The 21,405-nt window shown below is 73.3% G+C and carries 22 protein-coding genes and 3 tRNA genes; 7 read left to right on the top strand and 18 right to left on the bottom strand.

The features are described from left to right. Positions 1 to 15: 15 nt before the first annotated feature. The 3 genes from AC1RNL_RS01650 to AC1RNL_RS01660 are packed head-to-tail and all read right to left on the bottom strand — an operon-like array spanning position 16 to position 3,013. Entirely contained in the window at positions 16 to 711 is a 696-nt protein-coding gene (locus AC1RNL_RS01650; protein WP_400531672.1) for a Rossmann-like and DUF2520 domain-containing protein, read from the bottom strand. After that, on the bottom strand, positions 708 to 2,522 hold the full coding sequence (locus AC1RNL_RS01655; RefSeq protein WP_492934233.1) for a PH domain-containing protein: 1,815 nt from the start codon (positions 2,520 to 2,522) through the stop codon (positions 708 to 710). Before AC1RNL_RS01655 ends, AC1RNL_RS01650 begins: the two co-directional genes overlap by 4 nt. Beyond that, a complete protein-coding gene (locus AC1RNL_RS01660) occupies positions 2,519 to 3,013 on the bottom strand; it encodes a PH domain-containing protein (protein WP_128188775.1) in 495 nt (164 codons plus the stop codon). The genes AC1RNL_RS01655 and AC1RNL_RS01660 overlap by 4 nt, the downstream gene beginning before the upstream one ends. Positions 3,014 to 3,114: 101 nt before the next feature. Between AC1RNL_RS01660 and AC1RNL_RS01665 the strand changes: the two genes are divergently transcribed. Further along, positions 3,115 to 4,110 carry an LCP family protein gene (locus AC1RNL_RS01665; protein ID WP_146355758.1) on the top strand — a complete coding sequence of 332 codons (996 nt, stop codon included), beginning with the start codon at positions 3,115 to 3,117 and terminating at the stop codon, positions 4,108 to 4,110. Positions 4,111 to 4,117: 7 nt separating this feature from the next. Here AC1RNL_RS01665 and AC1RNL_RS01670 read toward each other — a convergent pair whose 3' ends face one another. From AC1RNL_RS01670 to tilS, 9 genes are all read right to left on the bottom strand, one after another. Continuing rightward, complete coding sequence (locus tag AC1RNL_RS01670; RefSeq protein WP_164877050.1) at positions 4,118 to 4,585, bottom strand: DUF3180 family protein; 468 nt, start codon at positions 4,583 to 4,585, stop codon at positions 4,118 to 4,120. After that, positions 4,582 to 5,082 carry a 2-amino-4-hydroxy-6-hydroxymethyldihydropteridine diphosphokinase gene (gene folK, locus AC1RNL_RS01675; protein WP_146355760.1) on the bottom strand — a complete coding sequence of 167 codons (501 nt, stop codon included), beginning with the start codon at positions 5,080 to 5,082 and terminating at the stop codon, positions 4,582 to 4,584. The genes AC1RNL_RS01670 and folK overlap by 4 nt, the downstream gene beginning before the upstream one ends. Further along, positions 5,079 to 6,290 carry a dihydropteroate synthase gene (folP, locus tag AC1RNL_RS01680; RefSeq protein WP_492934234.1) on the bottom strand — a complete coding sequence of 404 codons (1,212 nt, stop codon included), beginning with the start codon at positions 6,288 to 6,290 and terminating at the stop codon, positions 5,079 to 5,081. The genes folK and folP overlap by 4 nt, the downstream gene beginning before the upstream one ends. After that, positions 6,287 to 6,853 carry a GTP cyclohydrolase I FolE gene (folE, locus tag AC1RNL_RS01685; RefSeq protein WP_128188780.1) on the bottom strand — a complete coding sequence of 189 codons (567 nt, stop codon included), beginning with the start codon at positions 6,851 to 6,853 and terminating at the stop codon, positions 6,287 to 6,289. The genes folP and folE overlap by 4 nt, the downstream gene beginning before the upstream one ends. Continuing rightward, the gene (ftsH, locus tag AC1RNL_RS01690; RefSeq protein WP_492934235.1) at positions 6,853 to 8,808 is read right to left on the bottom strand and encodes an ATP-dependent zinc metalloprotease FtsH; all 1,956 of its coding nucleotides are present in this window, start codon (positions 8,806 to 8,808) and stop codon (positions 6,853 to 6,855) included. The genes folE and ftsH overlap by 1 nt, the downstream gene beginning before the upstream one ends. Positions 8,809 to 8,886: 78 nt before the next feature. Continuing rightward, the gene (locus tag AC1RNL_RS01695; RefSeq protein WP_492934236.1) at positions 8,887 to 9,624 is read right to left on the bottom strand and encodes a hypothetical protein; all 738 of its coding nucleotides are present in this window, start codon (positions 9,622 to 9,624) and stop codon (positions 8,887 to 8,889) included. Positions 9,625 to 9,682: 58 nt separating this feature from the next. Continuing rightward, positions 9,683 to 10,516 carry a hypothetical protein gene (locus AC1RNL_RS01700; protein ID WP_492934237.1) on the bottom strand — a complete coding sequence of 278 codons (834 nt, stop codon included), beginning with the start codon at positions 10,514 to 10,516 and terminating at the stop codon, positions 9,683 to 9,685. Between the two features lie 102 nt (positions 10,517 to 10,618). After that, complete coding sequence (hpt, locus tag AC1RNL_RS01705; protein WP_128188784.1) at positions 10,619 to 11,170, bottom strand: hypoxanthine phosphoribosyltransferase; 552 nt, start codon at positions 11,168 to 11,170, stop codon at positions 10,619 to 10,621. Between the two features lie 79 nt (positions 11,171 to 11,249). Continuing rightward, a complete protein-coding gene (tilS, locus tag AC1RNL_RS01710; protein WP_310122424.1) occupies positions 11,250 to 12,242 on the bottom strand; it encodes a tRNA lysidine(34) synthetase TilS in 993 nt (330 codons plus the stop codon). A 47-nt stretch (positions 12,243 to 12,289) separates the two neighbouring features. Here tilS and AC1RNL_RS01715 point away from each other — a divergent pair, with 47 nt between their 5' ends. Beyond that, a complete protein-coding gene (locus tag AC1RNL_RS01715; RefSeq protein WP_128188786.1) occupies positions 12,290 to 12,835 on the top strand; it encodes an inorganic diphosphatase in 546 nt (181 codons plus the stop codon). A 188-nt stretch (positions 12,836 to 13,023) separates the two neighbouring features. Here the strand turns inward: AC1RNL_RS01715 and AC1RNL_RS01720 are convergent, their stop codons facing one another. Beyond that, the gene (locus AC1RNL_RS01720) at positions 13,024 to 14,466 is read right to left on the bottom strand and encodes a peptidoglycan DD-metalloendopeptidase family protein (protein ID WP_492934238.1); all 1,443 of its coding nucleotides are present in this window, start codon (positions 14,464 to 14,466) and stop codon (positions 13,024 to 13,026) included. A 264-nt stretch (positions 14,467 to 14,730) separates the two neighbouring features. On the opposite strand from AC1RNL_RS01720, the gene AC1RNL_RS01725 reads away from it, so the two are divergent. The 4 genes from AC1RNL_RS01725 (at position 14,731) to AC1RNL_RS01740 (ending at position 15,549) form a co-directional block, all read left to right on the top strand. After that, positions 14,731 to 14,803: transfer RNA gene (locus AC1RNL_RS01725), tRNA-Glu, on the top strand. Between the two features lie 40 nt (positions 14,804 to 14,843). Beyond that, positions 14,844 to 14,921: transfer RNA gene (locus AC1RNL_RS01730), tRNA-Asp, on the top strand. Positions 14,922 to 14,993: 72 nt separating this feature from the next. Continuing rightward, a tRNA-Phe gene (locus tag AC1RNL_RS01735) sits at positions 14,994 to 15,066 on the top strand. Positions 15,067 to 15,201: 135 nt separating this feature from the next. Beyond that, positions 15,202 to 15,549 (top strand): hypothetical protein, encoded by a 348-nt coding sequence (locus AC1RNL_RS01740; protein WP_492934239.1) that lies wholly within the window; start codon positions 15,202 to 15,204, stop codon positions 15,547 to 15,549. Here the strand turns inward: AC1RNL_RS01740 and AC1RNL_RS01745 are convergent. Beyond that, on the bottom strand, positions 15,546 to 16,223 hold the full coding sequence (locus AC1RNL_RS01745) for an NADPH-dependent F420 reductase (protein WP_492934240.1): 678 nt from the start codon (positions 16,221 to 16,223) through the stop codon (positions 15,546 to 15,548). The two genes, AC1RNL_RS01740 and AC1RNL_RS01745, sit on opposite strands and share 4 nt — an antisense overlap. Before the next feature lie 104 nt (positions 16,224 to 16,327). Here AC1RNL_RS01745 and AC1RNL_RS01750 point away from each other — a divergent pair, with 104 nt between their 5' ends. Beyond that, on the top strand, positions 16,328 to 16,813 hold the full coding sequence (locus AC1RNL_RS01750; protein ID WP_492934241.1) for a hypothetical protein: 486 nt from the start codon (positions 16,328 to 16,330) through the stop codon (positions 16,811 to 16,813). Positions 16,814 to 16,815: 2 nt separating this feature from the next. Here the strand turns inward: AC1RNL_RS01750 and AC1RNL_RS01755 are convergent, their stop codons facing one another. From AC1RNL_RS01755 to AC1RNL_RS01770, 4 genes are all read right to left on the bottom strand, one after another. After that, positions 16,816 to 17,259 carry a pyridoxamine 5'-phosphate oxidase family protein gene (locus AC1RNL_RS01755; RefSeq protein WP_128190539.1) on the bottom strand — a complete coding sequence of 148 codons (444 nt, stop codon included), beginning with the start codon at positions 17,257 to 17,259 and terminating at the stop codon, positions 16,816 to 16,818. 45 nt (positions 17,260 to 17,304) lie between these two features. Beyond that, complete coding sequence (locus tag AC1RNL_RS01760; RefSeq protein ID WP_128190538.1) at positions 17,305 to 17,937, bottom strand: 1-acyl-sn-glycerol-3-phosphate acyltransferase; 633 nt, start codon at positions 17,935 to 17,937, stop codon at positions 17,305 to 17,307. Further along, complete coding sequence (locus AC1RNL_RS01765; RefSeq protein WP_492934242.1) at positions 17,934 to 19,016, bottom strand: fatty acid desaturase family protein; 1,083 nt, start codon at positions 19,014 to 19,016, stop codon at positions 17,934 to 17,936. The genes AC1RNL_RS01760 and AC1RNL_RS01765 overlap by 4 nt, the downstream gene beginning before the upstream one ends. A 119-nt stretch (positions 19,017 to 19,135) precedes the next feature. Beyond that, the gene (locus tag AC1RNL_RS01770) at positions 19,136 to 21,361 is read right to left on the bottom strand and encodes an acyl-CoA dehydrogenase family protein (protein WP_492934243.1); all 2,226 of its coding nucleotides are present in this window, start codon (positions 21,359 to 21,361) and stop codon (positions 19,136 to 19,138) included. Positions 21,362 to 21,405: the final 44 nt, after the last annotated feature.

The raw sequence follows: 21,405 nt of genomic DNA on the forward strand, positions 1-21,405 counted from the left end.
GGCTCGAGCAGCGGCTCAGGGCTCGACCGGCGGGTCGGGGTAGCGCGCGAGCGCGGTCTCGACCGCCGAGCGGACGACGCCGCCGAGCACGCGGGAGGGCCGCTCGACGCCGATCTCGTGCAGCTGGCGCAGCGCCTGCGCGACGATCCCCTCGGCGAATCCGCGCGCGGCCTCGAGCGCCTCCGCGTACGCCGGGCGGTCGGCCTCCTCGACGACGATCGGCTCGCCGCCCATCTCGACCGCGAGCGCCTGGCCGATCGGCAGCACGGGGCCCGGCGCGGTCACGGCGATGGTCGCCTCGAGCAGCCGCGCGAGGTCGAGCGAGGTGCCCGAGAAGGTCATCGCCGGGTGCAGCGCGATGGGGATCGCGCCGCGCGCCGCGGCCGGGCGCAGCACCTCGATGCCGTGCTCGGGCGCGGTGTGCACGACGATCTGCCCGGGCTGCCACGCGCCGGTCGCGGCGAGGCCGGCCACGAGGCCCGGCAGCTCGTCGCTCGGCACGGCGATGAGCACGAGCTCGCTGCGCTCGACGATCGTGGGCGCGTCGAGGATGGCGACGCCCGGCAGCACCGCCTCGGCGCGGTCGGCCGCCTCCTCGCCCGTGGCATCGATGCCGACGATCGCGTGGCCGGCGCCCGCGAGCGCCGCGCCGAGCACGGGGCCGACGCGTCCGGCGCCGATGATGCCGACGCCGAGGCGGCCGGGCCTCATCGCTCGTCCCGGGGCCGCTGCCAGCGGACGTCGGGGTGCTGGTGCGGCGGGATCGGGGGCGGGGTGGTCTCGACTCGAGCCGGACGCGCGGCGACCGGCTCGGCTCGGCCGGCGGAGGAGGGCGGGGCGGAGGGGGGTGGGGCGGAAGGGGGCGGGGCGGCCTGCGTGACGGTCGGCGGCCGCATGAGGCCGTCCTGCACCGCCGGCGCGGTCGCGAGCACCGCGTGGCGCGACAGCGACGACGCCCACGACTCCGACCCGTCGCGGTCGATCGCGACCTTGATCGTGCGCATCGCGTGGTCGAAGAGCAGCGCCGCGTCGCGCTGGTCGATCGCGCCGATGCCCGGCGAGAGCACGGTGTCGGGCACGTGGAGCTGCACCTTGCCGAGTCGCGCGAGGCCGTAGAGCGGACCCTGCTGCAGCGCCACCGACTGCACGCGCGCCTGCGGCACGAGCTGCAGCGAGCGCCAGATGCGGCCGTGCCGCAGCAGGAAGGCGGCCGGGTGCACGTGGAAGCCGTTGCGGCGCACCGAGAACCAGCGGAACACCCGAGCGCGCGGCGGGCTGACGACGAACGCGTCGGGCGCCTGGCCGAAGAGCCCCTGGTCGATGAGGGGCGAGTGGGCGAGCTCGGGCAGCACGAGCCCGACGACCGTGCGCACATCGCGCAGGTCGCCCACCGGCAGCAGGTAGCTCGCCATCTGGCTGCTCTGCCCGGTGCCCGACCCGTCGGGCTTGATCTTGCCGGCGCGCGTGAACGTCACCTGCCACCAGCCGAACGGCCGCCACAGCAGCGGCTGCTTCACCTGCAGCGCGAAGATGCGGCCGGGCGGGATGATCTCGGTCGTCGTCGACGCGAGCCCGTACGCGAGGCGGATGCCGTCGGGCGTCGCCGCGATCGAGTAGCGCAGCTTCGACCCGAGCGACTTCACGCCCGCCGCGAAGAAGGCGATGGCGCCCGGCAGCAGCGCGAAGATCGCCCAGAACTGCTGGAAGCCGACGATCGCGACGCCGGTGGCGACGACGTAGGCGATCGCCCACACGATCCAGCCGTCGAGCAGCGACGAGATGACGATGCGCACGACGGGGATGCGCACGAGCGAGTCGGGCGCGAGGTGGGCGATCTCTGCGTCGGGTCGCAGCAGCTCGTCGACGACGCCGCCGGGTGCGCCCGCCTGCCGCTGCGCGGCGAGGCGCTGGGCGTCGGCGGCCGACCTGCCCGACGCGCGGTCCATGATCTCGAACCGCAGCGCATCCGCCACCGACGAGCTCAGGTAGTCGAGGTCGACGTTGGAGTCGTTGCCGGCCTGCTGGATCTCGAGCTTGCAGGCGCCGAGCAGCCGCGCGAACCAGGGCCTCTGGATGTTGATGGCCTGGATGCGCGCGAGGGGCGCGCGGCGGTGCCGGCGGAAGAGGATGCCCTGCTCGACCTCGACCGCGTCGCCCGTGATGCGGAAGCGGTGCACGCGCCAGGCGAGCCAGAAGAGCACGATGCCGAGCAGCACGAGGCCCACGACGCCGAGCGAGACCCACAGCAGCTGGTCGAGCACGAAGTCGCCGAAGGGGTCCTGGTCGAAGTCGGCGTCCCACTCGTCGGGCACGAACATGCCGATGATGCGGTCGCGGAACGAGGAGACGACGATGCCGAGGAAGATGATGAGCGCGAGCCCGCCGCGCAGCAGCGGCGTCGCGGGGTGCAGGCGGTGCCACTCGCCGTCGACGAGCCCGATCGCCCGCGCGCGCGCCTGCTGCGCGGCGCTCGGGACGGGCGCGGCAGGCGGGGGCGCCTGCGGCGGAGGGGCGGTCGTCACAGGCCGGCCCGCCGCGACTCCGACACGGCGACCAGCCGGTCGCGCAGCTCCTCCGCCGTCGAGCCGGGCATGCCGGGGATCGTGATCGCGCTGGAGGCGGCCGCCGTGACGAACTTCAGGGTCTTGAGCCCGAACATCCGCTCGATCGGCCCCTGCGTGATGTCGACGATCTGCATGCGGCCGTAGGGCACCGCGACGAAGCGGCGGAACAGCATGCCGCGGCGCACGAGCAGGTCGTCGGGCCGTTGGAGGTAGCCGATGGTGCGGGTGCGCAGGAACGCCCAGACCACGCCGATGAGCGCGAGCGCGCCGGCGGCGGCGAGCGGCAGCCAGCCCCACCACGGCATGCGCTGGTCGTTGGCGAGCCAGATGGGCACGGTGGCGCCGAGGGCGACGATCAGCCAGCCGATGACCGAGCCGATCGACTCGACGACCGCGTAGCGCATGCTCACGCGCTGCCACTCTCCGGTGACGTCCAGGCGCTCGGCCACGGTTCCCTCCCCCGTCGTCCGGCGGGCAGCCGGAGGCCCCCGCGGACCCGCCTCCAGGCTAGTGCGAGGCGGCTGAGGGGCGGGTCTGGGATACTGCCGCGGTGAAGGCAGAGACGGAAGAGCGCACGCGGCACACCGGCAGATGGGTCGCCGTCGGGATCGTCGGCGTCATCGTGCTCGCGCTGCTCGCGGCGATCGGCTGGTACTTCCTGCGCGTCAACCCCTCGCTGCAGCAGGTCGAGACCATCGAGACGGCGTTCCCCGAGGAGTCGCTGCGCCCCACCGAGGCCGCGACCGACGGGGCCGCGCCCATCAACGTCCTGCTCCTCGGCAGCGACTCGCGCGCCGCCGACGGCTCGCTGCTCACGGGGCTCGGCGACCGCGCCGACACGATCCTCGTCGCGCACATCCCGCCGGACCGCGAGACGATGCAGCTGATGTCGATCATGCGCGACTCGTGGGTCGAGATCCCGGGCCACGGCATGAGCAAGATCAACGCCGCCCTCTCGCTCGGCGGCGTGCCGCTCATGGTGCAGACCGTCGAGGGCGTGATCGACCAGCGCATCGACCACATCGCCATCATCGACTTCGACGGCTTCGAGGGGCTCACCGAGGCGCTCGGCGGGGTGACCCTGCAGAACGACATCGCCTTCGGCTACCAGGGCTACGACTACCCGCAGGGCGAGATCACGATCCAGGGCGAGGAGGCGCTGATGTACGTGCGCGCCCGCTCGCCCTTCCCCGACAGCGACTACCAGCGCACCTACAACCAGCGCGCGTTCCTGCGCGGGCTCATGGAGCAGCTGATGACGCGCGAGAACCTCACGAACCCCGACCGGATGGCCGACATCCTCGCGCAGGTCTCGCCCTACATGGCCACGAGCGACACGTTCTCGCTGCCGACGGTCATCGACCTCGGGCCGCAGCTGGCATCGCTCGACTCGAGCGACGTGCGCACCTTCACGATGCCCACCCTCGGGGTCGGCATGGAGGGCTCGCAGTCGGTCGTCTACGTCAACTGGGACGGCGTGGAGGAGATCCGCGCGGCGTTCGACGAGGAGTCGATGACGACCTTCGAGCCGGCGCCCGAGCGCTAGGCGCGCCTCAGGCGGCGCCGCGCACCGCCGCGCCCGCCTCGTCCTCGTCGTCGGGCGGCAGCACGCACCAGTGCTCGGCGACGAGGCCCGCGATGAGCTGCAGCAGCCCGCCGACCGCGACGACCGCGAGCGCGAGCACGGCGTCGTCGGCGACGACGACGCGGGTGGCGAAGAACGCGAGCGCGCCGAGCGCCGCGCCGCCGAGCAGCGCGCCGACGAGCGACGACGCCTTCGCGAAGCCGAGCACGCTCGTCGCGTGCCGGTAGCCGATGCGGCGCTTGCCGTGCGCGGCCTGCCGCACCGGCCACGCGACGAGCAGCAGCACCGCGCCGAGCACCCCGAGCGCGGGCCCGAGCGTGATCGGCGGCACGATCGCCGGCCGCCCCGACATCACGAGCATGGTCTCGAGCGCCCACGCGGCGATCGCCGCGAGCAGGGTCGCGACGATCAGCACCGGGGCGGTCGTGCGGGTCACGCGAGCCGCCACACGTCGCCGTCGGCGTACTCCGCGAGCTCGGCGATCGGGCCGTGGCCCGGGAGCGACGCCTCGGGCTCGAGCTCGAGCCACGGCTGCAGCACGAACTGCCGCTCGTGGGCGCGAGGGTGCGGCAGCACCAGTCGGTCCTCGGCGCGCTCGACGCCGCCGATCGTCACGATGTCGATGTCGATCGTGCGGCTCCCCCACCGCTCCGCGCGGACCCGGCCGAGCGCATCCTCGACCGCGTTGACGGCGTCGAGCAGGTCGAGCGGCTCGAGGGTCGTGCCGACGATGAGCACGACGTTCACGTAGTCCGGCGAGAGCCCCTCGCCGTCGGGGTGCCACGACGGCGACTCCCACGCGCTCGAGCGCTCGAGCACGCGGATGCCGTCGATCGCATCGAGGGCGCGCACGGCCGCGTCGATGGTCGCGAGGCGGTCGCCGAGGTTGGCGCCGAGCGAGAGCACCGCGCGACGCTCGAGCGCGAGCCTCATCGGATGCCCGTCCCGTGGCGCAGCCGCGCTCGCTGCACCGTGACCGACACGTCGGCGAACGGCACGGCGATCGGCGCGCTCGGCTTGTGCACGGTCACGACCGCGTGCGCGACGCGGCGGTCGTCGAAGCACGCGTGGGCGATGCGGTCGGCGAGCGTCTCGATGAGGTCGACCGGGTCGCCCTCGACCTCGGCGACGATGCGCTCGGCGAGGTCGCCGTAGTGGACGGTGCGCGCGACGTCGTCGCTCGCGACCGCGTCGCGGATGTCGAGGCCGAGCTCGACGTCGACGACGAACTCCTGCCCCGCCTCGCGCTCCTCGGGCAGCACGCCGTGGTGCCCGAGCGCGCGGATGCCCTGCAGGCGGATGGTGCCGTGCAGCCGCTCGACGTCGTCGAGCACGACGTCCCAGTCGGGGCCGTCGGCGCGGCGCACCGCATCGAGCGCGCGCAGCGCCGAAACCGTGGAGGCGACGTCGTGCACGCGCACGGCAGCGGCGCCGCGCTGCGCCGCGAGCATCGAGGTCGCGGCGGTCGCGGCGTCGCGCTCCTCGGGCGGCGCGCCCTCGGGCACGAGCGCGCCGAGGAAGCGCTTGCGGCTCGTGCCGACCAGCAGCGGCAGCCCGAGCTCGATGACGTGGTGGAGGCCCGCGAGCAGCCGCCAGTTGTCGTCGGGCTGCTTCGAGAAGCCGAAGCCGGGGTCGAGGATGATGCGCTCGCGCGCGATGCCGGCGGCCTCCGCCGCGGCGACGCGCTCCTCGAGGTGCGCGACGACCTCGGCGACGACGTCGCCGTAGTGCGTGTCCTGCGTCACGTCGATGCCGCGCGAGTGCATGAGTACGATGCGGGCGCCGCCCTCGGCGACCGCGGCCAGCATGTCGGGGTCGTGGAGCCCAGCGGTGACGTCGTTGACGATCTCCGCGCCCGCGGCCATCACGGCGCGCGCAGTCGAGGCGTGGATCGTGTCGACCGAGACGCGGACCCCCTCCCGCACGAGCTCCTCGACGACAGGCAGGATGCGCGCGAGCTCCTCGGCGGGGTCGAGCGGCGTCGCGCCGGGCCGGGTGGACTCGCCGCCGATGTCGATCACGTCGGCGCCCTGCGCGCGCATCCGCCGCGCGTGCGCGATCGCGGCACCCGCGTCGACGTAGCGGCCGCCGTCGCTGAACGAATCGGGCGTGACGTTGAGGACGCCCCACACCTCGCTCATCGGCGCTCCCCGATGAGCGCCATGATCTCGGCGCGCTCGATCGGCTCGGCGAGCGCCCCGCGGCTCGCCACCGTGACCGTCGACGACTTGGCCTGCCGCGCGCCCCTGGCCGCGACGCATCCGTGGCCCGCCTCGACCACCACGAGCACGCCGCGCGGGTCGAGCCCGGCGACGAGCGCGTCGGCGATCTCGTCGGTGAGGCGCTCCTGGATCTGCGGGCGCGAGGCGATCGTCTCGACGACGCGGGGGATGCGCCCGAGGCCCACGATGCGGTCGCTCGGCAGGTAGGCCACGTGCGCGACGCCCGTGAACGGGAGCAGGTGGTGCTCGCACATCGAGCGGAACTCGATGTCGCGCAGCAGCACGAGCTCGCCCGACTCGCCCGCGAGGTCGGCGGAGTCGAGGTGCGCCGTCGGATCCTCGCCCACGCCCGAGAAGTACTCGGCGTAGGCCTCAGCCACCCGCCGCGGCGTCTCGGCCAGGCCGGGCCGCGCCGGGTCGTCGCCGATCGCCGCGAGGAGCTCGCGGACTGCTGCCGCGATCCTCTCCCGGTCGACGGCCATCAGCTGGCGGGCTCGGTCTCGACGTCGGGCTCGACGACCTCGTCGACGTGCTGCGAGACCGGCAGCTCGATCGGCGGGCGGTCGCTCACCGGGCGGTCGGGGTGCGAGAGCCACTGGGGGCGCTCGGGCAGCTTCTCGACCTCGGCGAAGATCGCGGCGAGCCGCACGTGGTCGAGCGTCTCCTTCTCGAGCAGCTCGCCCGCGAGCCGGTCGAGCACGTCGCGGTTGGTGTTGAGCACCTGCCAGGCCTCGGTGTGCGCCTGCTCGATGAGCGCGCGCACCTCGCGGTCGACGGCCTCCGAGAGGGTGTCGGAGTAGTCGCGCCCGCCGCCCATGTCGCGGCCGAAGAACGCATCGCCCTGCGCGGCGCCGAGCTTGACCGCGCCGATCGCCGCCGTCATGCCGTACTCGGTGACCATCTTGCGGGCGATGCCGGTGGCCTTCTCGATGTCGTTGCCGGCGCCCGTGGTGGGGTCGTGGAAGACGATCTCCTCGGCGACGCGGCCGCCCATCGCGTAGGTGAGCTGGTCGAGCAGCTCGTTGCGCGTGACCGAGTACTTGTCGTTCACCGGCAGCACCATCGTGTAGCCGAGCGCGCGGCCGCGCGGCAGGATCGTCACCTTCGTGACCGGGTCGGAGTGGCGCATCGCCGCCGCCGCGAGCGCATGGCCGCCCTCGTGGTAGGCCGTGATCAGCCGCTCCTTGTCGTTCATCACGCGCGTGCGCCGCTGCGGGCCGGCCATCACGCGGTCGACCGCCTCGTCGAGCGCCTCGTCGGTGATCTGCGTGGCGTTGGTGCGCGCGGTGAGCAGCGCCGCCTCGTTGAGCACGTTCGCGAGATCGGCGCCGGTGAAGCCCGGCGTCTTGCGCGCGAGCACCTCGAGGTCGACGCCCTCGGCCATGGGCTTGCCCTTGGCGTGCACGGTGAGGATGGTCTGCCGGCCCTTCATGTCGGGGGCGTCGACGCCGATCTGGCGGTCGAAGCGGCCCGGGCGCAGCAGCGCCGGGTCGAGGATGTCGGGGCGGTTGGTGGCGGCGATGAGGATGACGTTGGTCTTCACGTCGAAGCCGTCCATCTCGACGAGCAGCTGGTTGAGCGTCTGCTCGCGCTCGTCGTGCCCGCCGCCGAGGCCGGCGCCGCGGTGGCGGCCGACCGCGTCGATCTCGTCGACGAAGATGATCGCCGGCGCGTTCTGCTTCGCCTGCTCGAACAGGTCGCGCACGCGGCTCGCGCCGACGCCGACGAACATCTCGACGAAGTCTGAGCCCGAGATCGAGTAGAACGGCACGCCCGCCTCGCCCGCGACCGCGCGGGCGAGCAGCGTCTTGCCGGTGCCGGGAGGGCCGTAGAGCAGCACGCCCTTCGGGATGCGGGCGCCGACCGCCTGGAACTTCGAGGGGTCCTGCAGGAACTCCTTGATCTCGCCGAGCTCCTCGACCGCCTCGTCGGCGCCGGCGACGTCGGAGAACTTCACCTGCGGCATGTCCTTGGTGATGAGCTGGGCCTTCGACTTGCCGAACTGCATCACCCCGCGGTTGCCGCCGGAGAGGCGCGTCATGAAGAAGTAGAACAGCGCCGCCAGCAGCAGCACGGGCAGCAGGATGCCCATGAGCGAGAGCAGCCAGTTGCTCTGCGGCACCTCGTCGATGAACCCCTCGGCGGGGTCGGCGGCGGTGATCGCGTCGACCAGCTCCTCGCCGCGCGGCTGCACGTAGTAGAACTGCACCTGCTTGCCGAACTCGGCGTCCGGCTCGGTGAGGATGAGGTCGACGCGCTGCTCGCCGTCGACGATGCGCGCCTGCTCGACGCGGCCGTCCTCGATCATCTGCATGCCGACGTCGGTCTGCACGGGCCGGAACTGCGGCGTCATGAAGAAGCTGAACGCGACAGCGACGATGACGAGCGCGAGCACGATCCAGGGGATCGGACCGCGCAGGAACTTCTTGAAGTCCATGACGTCCTTCTTGGTCGGATTCCACCAGGCTAGCCCCGCGCATCCGCACGGGACCGGCCTGTTCGCTGAGGGCGCGGGCTACGGCAGCAGCTCGAGCGACATGAGGATCGCGCGGATGGTCGCGAACTCCTCGGAGCCCACGTAGGCCTGCGCATCGGCGAGCGAGCCGACCGCCCACGGGGCGCCCTCGCCGGAGCCGGTGACGATCGTCTCCGAGCCGAAGGAGACGAGCCCCTGCTCGGAGTCGAAGGCGTTGATGATCGGGCAGCGCGGCGACTGCGCCTCGGCGGCCGGGCGCAGCCCCATGCTGACGATCCACTGCTCGCCGAGCTGGAGCGCCGCGGCGCCGAAGGCCACGCCGGTGGCGCCGGTGATCGTGACGTCCTGCCGGTCGAGGCCGAGGGTGCGCCAGCCCACCGCGGTGCCCGCGGCGTCGACGCAGCCGGTCGGCAGCGACGCGAGCGTCTCGCCGGCCGCGCCGATCGTGAGCCCGAGCTGTCGCTCGCCGTCGGCGCGCAGCACCGCGAGGCCGCCCGAGATCTCCTCCGTCGACCACTCGGGCGGGATGCGGAAGGTGGCGACATCGGCGACGGGCACCTGCTGCCACGCGCTCGTGTCGACGCCGGCGATCTCGGGCGGCAGCGACGACTCCACCTCCGGGGCCGGAGGCTCGGCGGGCGCGGTGGGCGGCGGCGCGGTGATGCCGGGCGGGATCGACGGCTGCGGCGTCGGCGTCGGCGCGGTCGAGCAGCCGACCAGCGCTGCGGCGACGACGGCGACGGCGAGCGGCGCGAGCGCGCGTGCGGAGGACCTCATCCCAGCATCCTCCCAAACGATCGCGCGCCCGTGCCTGGGAGCCGACCGAGTGCCGTGCTCAGGGCGCCTCCTGGAGCACCGGGGCGCCGGTGAGCTCGAGCGACTCGAGCACGTCGATGAGCGTCGCGACCTCCTCGCTCTCGAGCCAGTCGCGCGCGGCCTGCTCGCTGCCGAACACGATCTGCCCAGCGGCGCCGTCGTCCTGCAGCCGGTCGGCGACCGCCTCCACGATGACGATGCGGTTGCCCGCCCAGATCTCGGGGACCCATCCGTCCCACTCGCAGTGCTCGCCGCTCGGCACGAGGGCGAACATCCCGAGCGAGGCGCGCCACTCCCCGGTCGGCACGTCACGCTCGCCGTCCCACGCGATGTCCTCCTGCAGGCCGCTGCGCACCTGCACCTCGACGGGAGGGTATCCGTGCTGCGCGCCCGCGGCGTCGAGCTCCGCCCGCAGCGTGGGAGCGAAGGGCTCGACGGGGACGGCGACGTCGGCCGCGGGCGGCTCTGCACACACGAAGGAGTCGTTGCCGTAGTACTCCTGGTACACGAGCATCGCGTCGCCCTCGCCGTCGCGCACCACGAGGTCGTTCAGCCAGCCCGGACCGGTGTTGTACATCTCGCTCTCCGGCTCGACGACGCTGCGGTCCTCGACCGTCCAGCCCGGCGGCAGGCTGAGCCGCACCGCGCCGTCCTGCGACTCGAACGCCCGCCACAGCTCGGCGGAGGCGCTCGGCGCGGGCGTCGCGGATGCGGTGGGCGCGCCGGTCGGCGCGGGCTCGGCCGCAGGGCTCGAGGGAGCCGCGGGCGCGGCAGGCTGCGCGCATGCGGCGAGCGCGAGCGCGGCGAGGACGGCGGCGGATGCGCGGAGCGCGCGGACGGCGGTGCGGGACATCGTGACTCCTTCGGTCGGGCCGGGCGGCCCGTGCTCACCGACATGTCCGATCCTGCCCGCCGGTCACGCCCGGCGGGTCACGATCAGGTCACGATCGCGGCGTCACTCGTAGACGTGCGGCGCGAGCACGCCGATGCCGCGCAGGTTGCGGTACTGCTCGGCGTAGTCGAGGCCGTAGCCGATGACGAACTCGTTGGGGATGTCGAACCCGCAGTACTTCACGTCGACCTCGACCTTCAGGGCGTCGGGCTTGCGCAGCATCGTGCAGATCTCGACCGAGGCGGCGCCGCGGGACTCGAGGTTGCCGCGCAGCCACGAGAGCGTGAGGCCGGAGTCGATGATGTCCTCGACGATGAGCACGTTGCGCCCGGTGAGGTCGCTGTCGAGGTCCTTGAGGATGCGCACGACGCCCGAGGAGACGGTGCCGGAGCCGTAGGAGGAGACGGCCATCCAGTCCATCTCGATGTGGCGGCGCAGCGCTCGCGAGAGGTCGGCCATCACCATCACCGCGCCGCGGAGGACGCCGACGAGCAGCAGGTCCTTGCCCTCGTAGTCGGCCTCGATCTGGCGCGCGAGCTCCTCGAGCTTCGCGTGCAGCTCCTCCTCGGTGACGAGCGTCTTCGAGAGGTCTGCCTCGACGTGCGTGAAGTCCATGTGCGCTCCTGAGCGGTCGGCATCGGCGGTGCGACCAACCTACCGGCGACGCGGAGGGACGCGCGTCGCCGGGACCCCGTCAGGCCGCGACGAAGACGAGCCTGCGGCCCTCGCGGCTCACGCGGATGCCGGGCAGGTGGATGGGCCCCTGGCCGTGCCAGTCGGTGACGAGCCGCGAGACCTCGAGCGTCTGCTGCCGCGAGAGCGCGACGTGGAACTCGCTCTGCACCGCGAGCCGGATGATGCGCTGGCGCAGCGCCGGCGGGTTGGCCGCGAGCGCGCCGGCGTCGAGCGAGAGGCCGCCCTCGGCGTGCTCGACGAGGTCGAGGATCTGCTCCTGCGCGAAGTGCGCGAGCGCCTCCGCGTCCTCGCGGAGCGTGTCGGCGGTGCGGGTGAGGGCGAGCGCGACGCCGCCGCCGAGCACCTCGTCGAGCATCGGCAGCACGCGGTGCCGCACGCGCACGCGCAGGAAGCGGTCGTCGTCGTTGTGCGGGTCGCTCCACGGCTCGAGCCCCTGGTCGCGGCACGCCTGGTGCGTGGTCGCGCGCCGCACCTGCAGCAGCGGGCGCCGCAGGAACCCGATGCGCGGGTGCATGCCCCACAGGCTCTCGGGGCCGGAGCCCCGCGCGAGCCCGATGAGCACGGTCTCGGCCTGGTCGTCGAGCGTGTGGCCGAGGAGCACGGCGGATGCGCCGGCCTCCTTGCGCGCCTGGAGGAGGGCCGCGTAGCGGGCCTGGCGGGCGGCCGCCTCAGGGCTCCCGTCGTGCGCGACCTGCACCGGCAGCACGTGCACGGGGTCGAGGCCGAGCTCGCGCGCCTGGTCGGCGGCGCGCTCGGCGATCTCGGCGCTGCCCGGCTGCAGCCCGTGGTCGACGATGACGGCGCCGGCCCGGCGGCCGGAGCGCTGCGCCTCGAAGGCGGTCGCGGCGGCGAGGGCGAGCGAGTCGGGGCCGCCGGAGAGCGCGACCAGCACGAGCGCCCCCTCGGGCAGGTCGTCGATGGCCTCGCGCACCGCCCGGCGGACGTCGGCGACGGCGGGCGTCAGCCGCGGTCGACGGTCGCTTTCGGGCATGAAGTAACCTTATGCCGATTCCCCACCCCCACGAGAAGGAGCCGCCGTTGGCCGCCTACGACGTCGTCATCGAGATCCCCAAGGGGAGCCGCAACAAGTACGAGGTCGACCACGAGACGGGCCGCGTCTACCTCGACCGGGTGCTGTTCACGACCTTCGTCTACCCCACCGACTACGGCTTCTTCGAGGGCACGCTCGGCCTCGACGGCGACCCGGTCGACGCGCTCGTGCTGCTCGAGTACCCGGTGCCGCCGGGCGTCTTCGTGCGTGCGCGCCCGGTCGGCCAGCTCAACATGGAGGACGACGGCGGCATCGACACGAAGGTGATCTGCGTGCTGGACAAGGACCCGCGCTGGGCCCACATCCAGGACATCGACGACGTGCCCCAGCAGATCCGCAACGAGATCGAGCACTTCTTCCTGCACTACAAGGACCTCGAGCCCGGCAAGTGGGCCAAGCTCGGCGACTGGGAGGGCGCGGAGGCCGCGGAGGCGACCGTCCAGGCCGGCATCGCCGCGTTCGACGCCGAGCACGGCGACGAGTCGGGCGAGTCGGTCGAGAAGCCCGAGGGCGGGCGCGACGTCACCGACTGACGCAGACGCACGGAGAGAGAGAGAGAGGGGGCGCACCGCGAGGTGCGCCCCCTCTCTCGTCGCCTGGTCGGCGCATCCCGCACCCCGCTCGTCGAGGAGGTCGGCGCAGCCGACCGTCTCATGGTCTCGACTCGCCGGCCCGGAGGGCCGTCGGCTCGACCGGCGGGAGTACGGATGCGCCGGGGCGGTCAGCGCAGGTAGACGCCGCGGGCGTTCAGGAACGACTCGGGGTTGACGAGCGTGCCGCCGACGCGGATCTGGAAGTGCAGGTGGCAGCCGGTCACCCAGCCGGTGCTGCCCTCGTAGGCGATCACCTGTCCGGCGCTCACACGCTGACCGGGAACGACGCTGGCGGGTCTGATCATGTGGTAGTACTCGGTCTGCACGCCGCCGCCATGGTCGATGTAGAGCATGTTCGCGCCATAGATGTCGCGGGAGCGGAGCGTCACGACGCCGCTGGCCGCGGCGTAAATGGGCGAACCACAGCCGCCTGCGATGTCCACTCCGGCATGCAGCTTGCGGCCGAGCTGGCCGACCGGGTCGTTGCGCATCCCGTAGCCCGACGTGAAGCGTCCGTACAGGGGAGTCTGCCAGCCGCTGCTGGCGGGGGGCGCCACCGGGACGGAGCTGCCGCCACCGCTCGACGAGCCGCCTCCTCCCGAGCCGCCGCCAGCCGCAGCCCGAGCCGCGGCTTCCGCGGCGGCCTGCGCCGCGGCCTCGCGCTGGCGCTGCTGCTCGGCGAGCCAGCGCTGCCGCGCCTCCTCGGCCTCGCGGCGCTCGCGCTCGATGCGCAGCCGCTCCTGCTCGGCGAGGTACGCCTGCCAGCGCTGGCCGGCCTGGTAGTCGGCCTCGGTGGCGGCGCGGTTCTCGACGAGCACCGACAGCTGCGCCTCGAGCACGACGCGGTTGTTCTGCTCCTCCTCGACCGCGGCCTGCGCGGCCATCGCGGCCTCCTGCGCGGCGAGGTAGGCGGCGTCGGCCTCCTCCTTGAGCTGGCCGAGGGCGTCGCGCGCGACGGCCGCCTGGTCCTGGAGGGCCTGCGCGGTGTTGGAGTCCTGCTGCGCCTGCTGGTAGAGCGAGTCGGCGGTGCCGGCTGCACGGTCCATGAGGTCGAGGCGATAGAGCCAGCTGTCGGCGGAGCCGGGGTTGGCGAAGAGCTCAGCGCTCATGTCGCCGGTGCCGCCGCTGCGGGCGAGCTGCGCCGCGAGCTGACCGGCGGCGAGCTCCGACTCGCTGGCCCGGGCCGACGCCTCGTCGGCCTGCTCCTGCAGGCGCTGGGCGACCGCGACGGCCTCGTCGTAGACGCGCTGCGCCTCGATCGCCTCGGCGGCCTTCTGGTCGGAGAACGCCTGCGCGTCCACGGCCTCGGCCTCGAGCTGCGCGATGAGTCCGCGGATCTGCTCGATCTGCGCGTTCTTCGCGGTCACGTTGCCGCGTGCCGCCTCGACCTCGGCCCACGTGGGGTAGCCCCACTGGTCCTCGTGGCCTCCGGCGTTGGCGCTCGGGGCGCCGGGCACGACCATGACGAGCACGAGGCTGGCGACTGCCGCAGCCGTGGCGAGGCCGTGGCGGAGGGCGCGCAGGCGCGACCGATCCGCGAGGCCTGGGGCCGGCCGGCTGGGGTGGGCCATGTCGCTCCGTTCGAGCAGCGCGCGGCTGCATCAGTCAACATCGTGCACCCGGGCTGCGCCCGTGTCACGACACACATCGGGAGCCACGCTATCAACTTTCATGTTCCACCTGAAGGTTCCGTTCAGCCGACACTGAGGCGGGCGTGTCGCCGGAACCGCCGCCCGGGTCGCACCAGGGGCTCGCCGCGCGGGTCGGCCCCGGTTTGCACGGCGGCCTCCGCGTGCTGTAACGTCATCCCTCGGTAGTCATGTGCTCCGGCGCATGGCCCCATCGTTTAGCGGCCTAGGACACCGCCCTTTCACGGCGGCAGCACGGGTTCGAATCCCGTTGGGGTCACTCACTGCGGATTCACTCTGTACGATGGGACTACCGGTATGGCCCTGTAGCGCAGTCTGGTTAGCGCGCCGCCCTGTCACGGCGGAGGTCGCGGGTTCAAGTCCCGTCAGGGTCGCCATTGCCCTGGCCCTCTCTCACGAGAGGGCCTTGTGCAAGGGCGGGCTCCGGTCCGCCGGGTTCGAGAGAGCCAGGCTCTGTAGCTCAGTTGGTAGAGCGCACGACTGAAAATCGTGAGGTCACGGGATCGACGCCCGTCGGAGCCACAGCAGAAGCCCCCGCCAAGCGGGGGCTTCGTCGTTGGTGCGGCAATCCTGATCGTGCGACACGCCGCATCCGCCCGCCGTCCGCGGCGCCGGCCCGTCTGGCGCGAGCCCGCAACGCGACCTAGGCTTTCGACCGTGACGACGCCGATGCCGCCGACGGATGCGTCGGGCGACGCATCCGGGACGGCCCGCCCCTCCCCCGCCCGCGCCTGGGCCGCGCGGCACCGCCGAGCGCTTGGGCTCGCCGGTGCGATCGTCGGCGCGGCGATGGCGGTGCTGTGGACGCTCGTCGTCCCCGAGGAGGCGGCGACCGCGACGGGCGTGCAGCAGCTGGCGCTGCGCTGGGGCCACGCGGCGACCTGGGCGCTGCTCGCGGTCGTCGGCGCGCTGGTCGCCCTCGATGCCGCGCCGCGGCTGCGCTCCGCGCTCGCCTGGGCGAGCCTCGCCAGCTACGCGGCGTTCCTGCTCGCGCTCTGGCTCTAGTCGGCCAGCAGCCCGCGCAGCGTCGCGGCATCCTCGTTCGCGCCGAACGCGGGGAAACCGGGCTGGAGCCGCAGCCCAGCCGCGAGCGACTCGAGCACGACTGGGTCGAAGCCGAAGCCGTCGACGAGCGCGGCGGCCTCGGCGACCGCGTCGGCGTCGTCGCCGGCCACCGCGATCGCGCGACGCTGCGGGTGGCCCGCCGGCCGCGGCCAGTCGGCGAGGTCGTGGTAGCCCATGTGGTTGAACGCCTTCACGACCCGCGCGCGCGGCATCGACTCCTGCACGATCACGCTCGTCGGCCGCTCGGGATCGGTGAACTCGTCGCGGATGCCGTCGGTCTCCCACCAGTAGTTCATCGCGTCGATGACGAGCCGCCCCTCGAGCGCCTCGACGGGCAGGCGGTGGTGCTGGCCGAGCGGCAGGGCGAGGATGACGACGTCGGCCGCGGCAGCCGCGTCCGCGGACCGCATCGCCTCGGCACCGGGCGCGAGGTACTCGGCGATGAGCCGGATGCGCTCCGGGCTGCCGGAGCCCGCGATGAGCGTGCGGTGCCCCGCGGCGAGCGAGAGCCGCGCGAGCACCGTGCCGATCTTGCCCGCACCCAGGATCGCGACCGTGCGGGTCTCGCGGGGTCGCTCGATCGTGGCGGTGGTCGTCTCGACCTCATGCGGCATGCGGCTGCTCCCCCTGCTGTGGCTCTCGGATCCGACAACGCCCGCGGGCGCGCGGCGATTCCCGCGTGCGGTCCGGCACCCACCGACCACCGTACGGTGGTCGCATGCGGTACAGGTGGGATGCGGGAGCGGTCGAGGTCGACGGCGAGGAGGTCGCGCGCACGGGCGCGCGCTTCTGGAGCGAGTCCCCGGAGCTCGACGTCCTCGGCGAGGACTGGGCGTTCCAGCACGGGCCGAGCGGTCTCGCGGCCGCGCGGGACGGCGAGGTCGCGATCGCGCTGGAGCGCGGCGGCCTGCTCGCGTCGCGATGGCGCATGGAGGGTCCGAGCTGCGCCACCGAGCTCGTGCGCACCACCAACTGGCTGCTCGGCGCGCTCTGCCTCGACCTCGAGCAGCGCGGCACGAGGATCGGCTCCGTGGCGCCGGCGGGCCCGTGGCGCTACCGGCCCGAGCTCGAGCTCGAGTCGGGCCTGACGCACGCCGAGGCCGTCTTCGTGCTGTGGGCCGCGTACCGCATGGAGATGCGACGCCCGGGCACGCGCATCGCGATGTCGGGCTACGGCGGCGGCGCGAGCGGCGCCGCCGGCTGAGCTCAGTCGGTCGAGTCGACGAGCGGCTCGCTCGCGGCGTCGGGCTCGGCGAAGCGGTGGAAGCGGCGCCCGCTGACGCGCGCGAGGTCGATGCGCACGAACTCGCGCTTCACCGTCGGCACGAGCGGATGGATGGGCAGGCGCTCGGCCGCCTCGACCTCGCTGCTCGACTCGAGCCGGCGCGCCTTGCCGTGGCCGATGACGCTCCACGCCTCCTTCGCCCCGATGTGGTCGATCTCGACGACCACGTCGTCGGCGAGCAGCACGCCCGCAAGCTTGGTGCCCGGCGCGGTGCGGAACGTGATCGCGCCGCCGGCCGCGTGGTAGTTGATCGGGAACACCTCGAGGGCCTCGCCGACGCGGAACGCGATGCGCCCGAACTCGAACGCGGCCAGCAGCTTGTGGCACTCCGCCTCGCTGATCTCGTGCACCGGGTTCTCGTCCATGCCGTCATCGTGGCATCGCGGGCCGCGGCGCACCACCCCCGCCGGTCAGGGCTCGAGGCGCTCCTGCGCGAGCCGGGCGGCGAGCCCGGCCTCGTCGGCGAGGCGCGGCTCGGTCGTGCGCTCGGGGTTGATGCCCGCCTTGCCGGCGTAGAACGCGCGGATGCGGTCCATGTCGGTCGGGACATCCCCCGTGAGACGGATGGTCGGGCCGAGGCCCGTGGTGCCGGTGATCGAGTCGACGAAGCCGAGCGTGACGGGGATCCCCGCGTCGTACGCGATGCGGTAGAAGCCGCTGCGCCAGTGCGTCGAGCTGCGCGTGCCGTCGGGCGTGACGACGATCGCGGCGCGAGGGTCGTGGCGCACGAGCTCGACCACGCGCTCGACGAGGCCCGCGGGGTCGTCGCGGTCGACGGGGATGCCGCCGAGCCAGCGCATGACGCGGCCGAACGGGCCCTGGAACAGCTCTCGCTTGCCGAGCCAGCGCACCGGGAGCCGCGCATCCCACGTGATCGCGAGCATGAGCACGAAGTCGCGGTTGGAGGTGTGCGGGGCGCCGATCAGGAGGCGCGGGCCCTCGTGCGGCGGCTGCTCGCGCAGCAGCCGCCAGGGGCTGAGCCGCCAGTGCAGCTGCGCGATCGCGTGCCGGACGGGCTGCCGGCGGGAGGAGCCTCCGGTCATCGCCTCGTCGCCAGCATCGGGCAGTCGAACGGGTCGCGGGCCGCGAGGCCGACGCGGTTCAGGTGCCGCACGACCGAGCCGTAGGCCTCGACGAGGTTGGTCTCCGTGTAGGGGATGCCGTGCTCGGCGCAGTGCGCGCGCACGATCCTGCTCGCGGCACGCAGGTGCGGGCGCGCCATGTTGGGGAAGAGGTGGTGCTCGACCTGGTAGTTCAGGCCGCCGAGCAGCATCGTCATGCCCCAGCCGCCGATGTTGCGGGAGGTGCGCACCTGCTTCGTGAAGAAGTCGAGGCGGGCGTCGCGGCTGACGGTCGGCATGCCCTTGTGGTTCGGGGCGAAGGATGCGCCCATGCCGACGCCGAAGACGGCCAGCTGCACGCCGAGGAACGCGAGCGCCATGAGCGGCGGCATGACCCACAGCAGGAAGGTGATCAGCAGCGCGAAGCGGAGCGTGATGAGCCCGAGCTCGAGCCAGCGGCCGTTGACCGCGCGGCGCTCGAAGAGCGTGGCGATCGACCGCACGTGCAGGTTGATGCCCTCGAACGTGAGCAGCGGGAAGAAGAGCCAGCCCTGCCGACGGGTGATCCAGCGCTGGGCGCCGCGGGCTCGCTTGGCGTCGCTCGGGAGGAACGAGATCGTGTCGATCTCGATGTCGGGGTCGCGGCCGATCTGGTTGGGGTTCGCGTGGTGGCGCGAGTGCTTCGTCTGCCACCACTGGTGGCTGATGCCGACGACGCCCGCGGCGAGGATGCGGCCGAGCCGGTCGTTCGCGGGGCCGGACTTGAACACCTGGCGGTGCGACGCCTCGTGCGCGATGAACGAGATCTGGGTGAGCACGACGCCGAGGGCGGCCGCGATGGCGAGCTGCCACCACGAGTCGCCGAGCAGCACCGAGCCGACGAGCAGGCCGACGAGGGCGACGCCGAGACCGGCCATCAGCCAGCTGTAGAAGCCGACGGTGCGCTCGAGCAGGCCGGCGTCGCGCACGGCGCGGGCCACGACGCGGAAGTCGGCCCGCGGCGCGTCGGTCTGCCGCTCGCTGGCGGGAATGGTCGAGCGGAGTGCTCCGGCGGTGATCATTCCTTCAGCGTATGGCGTACGCAATTCCGCTCGCGGTATGTACCCCTATGAGTCGGCCATGAGGGGCGGATGGCGAGAGGGGGATGCCGGCGCCGGCATCCCCCTCTCCTCCCGCTCGGTCAGCGGGTCGCGACGTGCGCCTCCTCGGCGTCGGCCGACGCATCCGTCGGCACCGCCTCGACGGAGTCGACCGACGGCGCCGAGGCGGCCGAGTCGAACGCCGACGGCGGCAGCGGCGCGGCGCCCGCCTCGACGATCGGCTGCGCGTCGGGGTCGGTCGCCTTCGCGCGCTTCTCGGGCACCGGCAGCTCGCCCGCCGCGCGGAGCGCCGCGTAGTGGGCCATCGCCTCGGCCTGGCGGGCGCCTTCGGCGCCGCTGGCGATCCGCGCGCGCAGGTGCTCGTCGCCGAGCCCGAAGGCCGCGACGAGGTCGAGCGCGTGCGGGCGCAGCTTCTGCAGCAGTCGCTCGATCGTGGAGGTGACGGCCTTCGAGCGGGCGCCCGAGAGGCGGCCGTGCTCGAGGTGCCACGCCGCGTGCTCCTCGATGATCGTGAGCGCGAAGAGGTCGCGCACGTGCGTCATCACCTTGCGGGTCGCCTCGGGCATCCGCTCGACCGCGGCAGCGAGCGCGTCGTACTGCTGCAGCTCGACCCAGGCGCGGGCGGCCTCGATGAGCTCGTGCTGCTCGTCGTTGAACGCGGCCGCGGCCTGCGCCTGGTCCTTCGGCGCGTGGCGCAGGCGACCGGCGATGTCGGCGACCATCGTCTCGACGCGGTCCTCGAGCAGGTCGCGCTGCACGTCGCGGTCGCGCAGGGCGATCGACGACTTCTTCACGTTGCGCAGGTCGCGCACGTCCTGCGACAGGGTGCGCAGGCCCACGAGCGCGGTCGCGCGGTCGAAGAGCTGGTCGGCGGCGAAGCGGGCGATGTCGGCCTTCGACGCGCCCTTGAACTGCTTGGAGAAGTCGCCGAGCAGGCGCTTGCCCACCAGCTGCAGCAGCACGGTGTTGTCGCCCTCGAACGTGACGTACACGTCGAGGTCGGCGCGCAGCTGCACGAGGCGGTTCTCGCCGAGGAAGCCGGCGCCGCCGCACGCCTCGCGCGCCTCCTGCAGCGTGTCGAGCGCCTGCCAGGTGGAGAGCGCCTTGAGCCCGGCGGCGAGCGTCTCGAGGTCCTCGCGCTCCTCGGGGGTGTCGCTGCGGCCCGAGAAGACGCCGTCGAACTTCGCCAGCAGGATCTCGTGCGCGTAGCGCTGCGCGTAGGCCTTGGCGAGGCGCGTGAACAGGCGCCGCTGGTGGCGGCGGTAGTCGAGCAGCACCTCCTCCTGCGTCTCGCTCGACGCGTTGAACTGGCGGCGCTCGGCGCCGTAGCGGATGGCGATCGCGAGCGCGGCCTCCTGCGCGACGACCGCGGCGCCGTCGAGCGACACGCGGCCCTGCACGAGCGTGCCGATCATCGTGAAGAAGCGCCGGCCCGGGCTCGCGATCGGGCTCGAGTAGGTGCCGTCGGGGGCGACGTCGCCGTAGCGGTTCAGCAGGTTGGTGCGCGGCACGCGCACGTGCGTGAAGTGGAGGCGGCCGTTGTCGATGCCGTTCAGCCCGCCCTTGTAGCCGTCGTCCTCGCCGCCGATGCCGGGCAGGAAGCGCCCCTCGTCGTCGCGCAGCGGCGTGTAGAACGCGTGCACGCCGTGGTCGACGCCCTTCGTGATGAGCTTCGCGAAGACGACCGCGTGCTTGCCGTGCAGCGCGGCGTTGCCGAGGTAGTCCTTCCACGCGCCGCGGAAGGGCGTGTGGATGACGAACTCCTCGGTCGCCTCGTCGTACGTGGCGGTCGTGGCGATCGACGCGACGTCGGACCCGTGGCCCGTCTCGGTCATCGCGAACGCGCCCGGCACATCCAGCCGCATGATCGGCGGCAGGAACGTGTCGTGGTGGTGCTGCGTGCCGAGGTGCAGCACGGCGGCGGCGAACAGGCCGTACTGCACGCCCGACTTGATCTGCAGGCTCGGGTCGGCGAGCACGAGCTCCTCGAAGCCGGCGATGTTGCCGCCGTGGTCGTCCTGCCCGCCGAGGTGCGACGGGAAGGCCGCGAGCACGGCGCCGTCGTCGACGAGCTGCCGCATCTGGCCGAGCACGCGCTCGCGGTGCTCGGCGACCGTGAGGTCGTCGATGCGCTGGTAGCGGGGGTCTGCGACCTTCGCGCGGGCGGCGAGGCGGCGCTCGGCCCACGTGCCCAGCAGGTCGCGGCCGAGCCACTCCACGTCGACCTGGCCCTGCAGTCGCGGGCGGGTCTCGGCGCTCGCGCGGTGACGATCGGCGCGGGCTGGTGCGGACGTGCGGTCGGCCATGGTTCCCCCTTCAGGACGGATGCGCCCCCACGGTAGGCGCGTCG

The organism is Agrococcus sp. GW821-FHT14H11, from assembly GCF_058803545.1.

Coding starts and splice junctions, on each gene's coding strand:
- AC1RNL_RS01770 (WP_492934243.1), bottom strand. CDS start 21,361: ATGGCCGACCGCACGTCCGCACCAGCCCGCGCCGATCGTCACCGCGCG.
- AC1RNL_RS01700 (WP_492934237.1), bottom strand. CDS start 10,516: ATGTCCCGCACCGCCGTCCGCGCGCTCCGCGCATCCGCCGCCGTCCTC.
- folP (WP_492934234.1), bottom strand. CDS start 6,290: ATGAGCGAGGTGTGGGGCGTCCTCAACGTCACGCCCGATTCGTTCAGC.
- hpt (WP_128188784.1), bottom strand. CDS start 11,170: ATGGACTTCACGCACGTCGAGGCAGACCTCTCGAAGACGCTCGTCACC.
- folK (WP_146355760.1), bottom strand. CDS start 5,082: ATGAGGCTCGCGCTCGAGCGTCGCGCGGTGCTCTCGCTCGGCGCCAAC.
- AC1RNL_RS01720 (WP_492934238.1), bottom strand. CDS start 14,466: ATGGCCCACCCCAGCCGGCCGGCCCCAGGCCTCGCGGATCGGTCGCGC.
- AC1RNL_RS01765 (WP_492934242.1), bottom strand. CDS start 19,016: ATGATCACCGCCGGAGCACTCCGCTCGACCATTCCCGCCAGCGAGCGG.
- AC1RNL_RS01745 (WP_492934240.1), bottom strand. CDS start 16,223: ATGCCGCATGAGGTCGAGACGACCACCGCCACGATCGAGCGACCCCGC.
- AC1RNL_RS01760 (WP_128190538.1), bottom strand. CDS start 17,937: ATGACCGGAGGCTCCTCCCGCCGGCAGCCCGTCCGGCACGCGATCGCG.
- AC1RNL_RS01695 (WP_492934236.1), bottom strand. CDS start 9,624: ATGAGGTCCTCCGCACGCGCGCTCGCGCCGCTCGCCGTCGCCGTCGTC.
- AC1RNL_RS01755 (WP_128190539.1), bottom strand. CDS start 17,259: ATGGACGAGAACCCGGTGCACGAGATCAGCGAGGCGGAGTGCCACAAG.
- AC1RNL_RS01650 (WP_400531672.1), bottom strand. CDS start 711: ATGAGGCCCGGCCGCCTCGGCGTCGGCATCATCGGCGCCGGACGCGTC.
- folE (WP_128188780.1), bottom strand. CDS start 6,853: ATGGCCGTCGACCGGGAGAGGATCGCGGCAGCAGTCCGCGAGCTCCTC.
- AC1RNL_RS01750 (WP_492934241.1), top strand. CDS start 16,328: ATGCGGTACAGGTGGGATGCGGGAGCGGTCGAGGTCGACGGCGAGGAG.
- ftsH (WP_492934235.1), bottom strand. CDS start 8,808: ATGGACTTCAAGAAGTTCCTGCGCGGTCCGATCCCCTGGATCGTGCTC.
- tilS (WP_310122424.1), bottom strand. CDS start 12,242: ATGCCCGAAAGCGACCGTCGACCGCGGCTGACGCCCGCCGTCGCCGAC.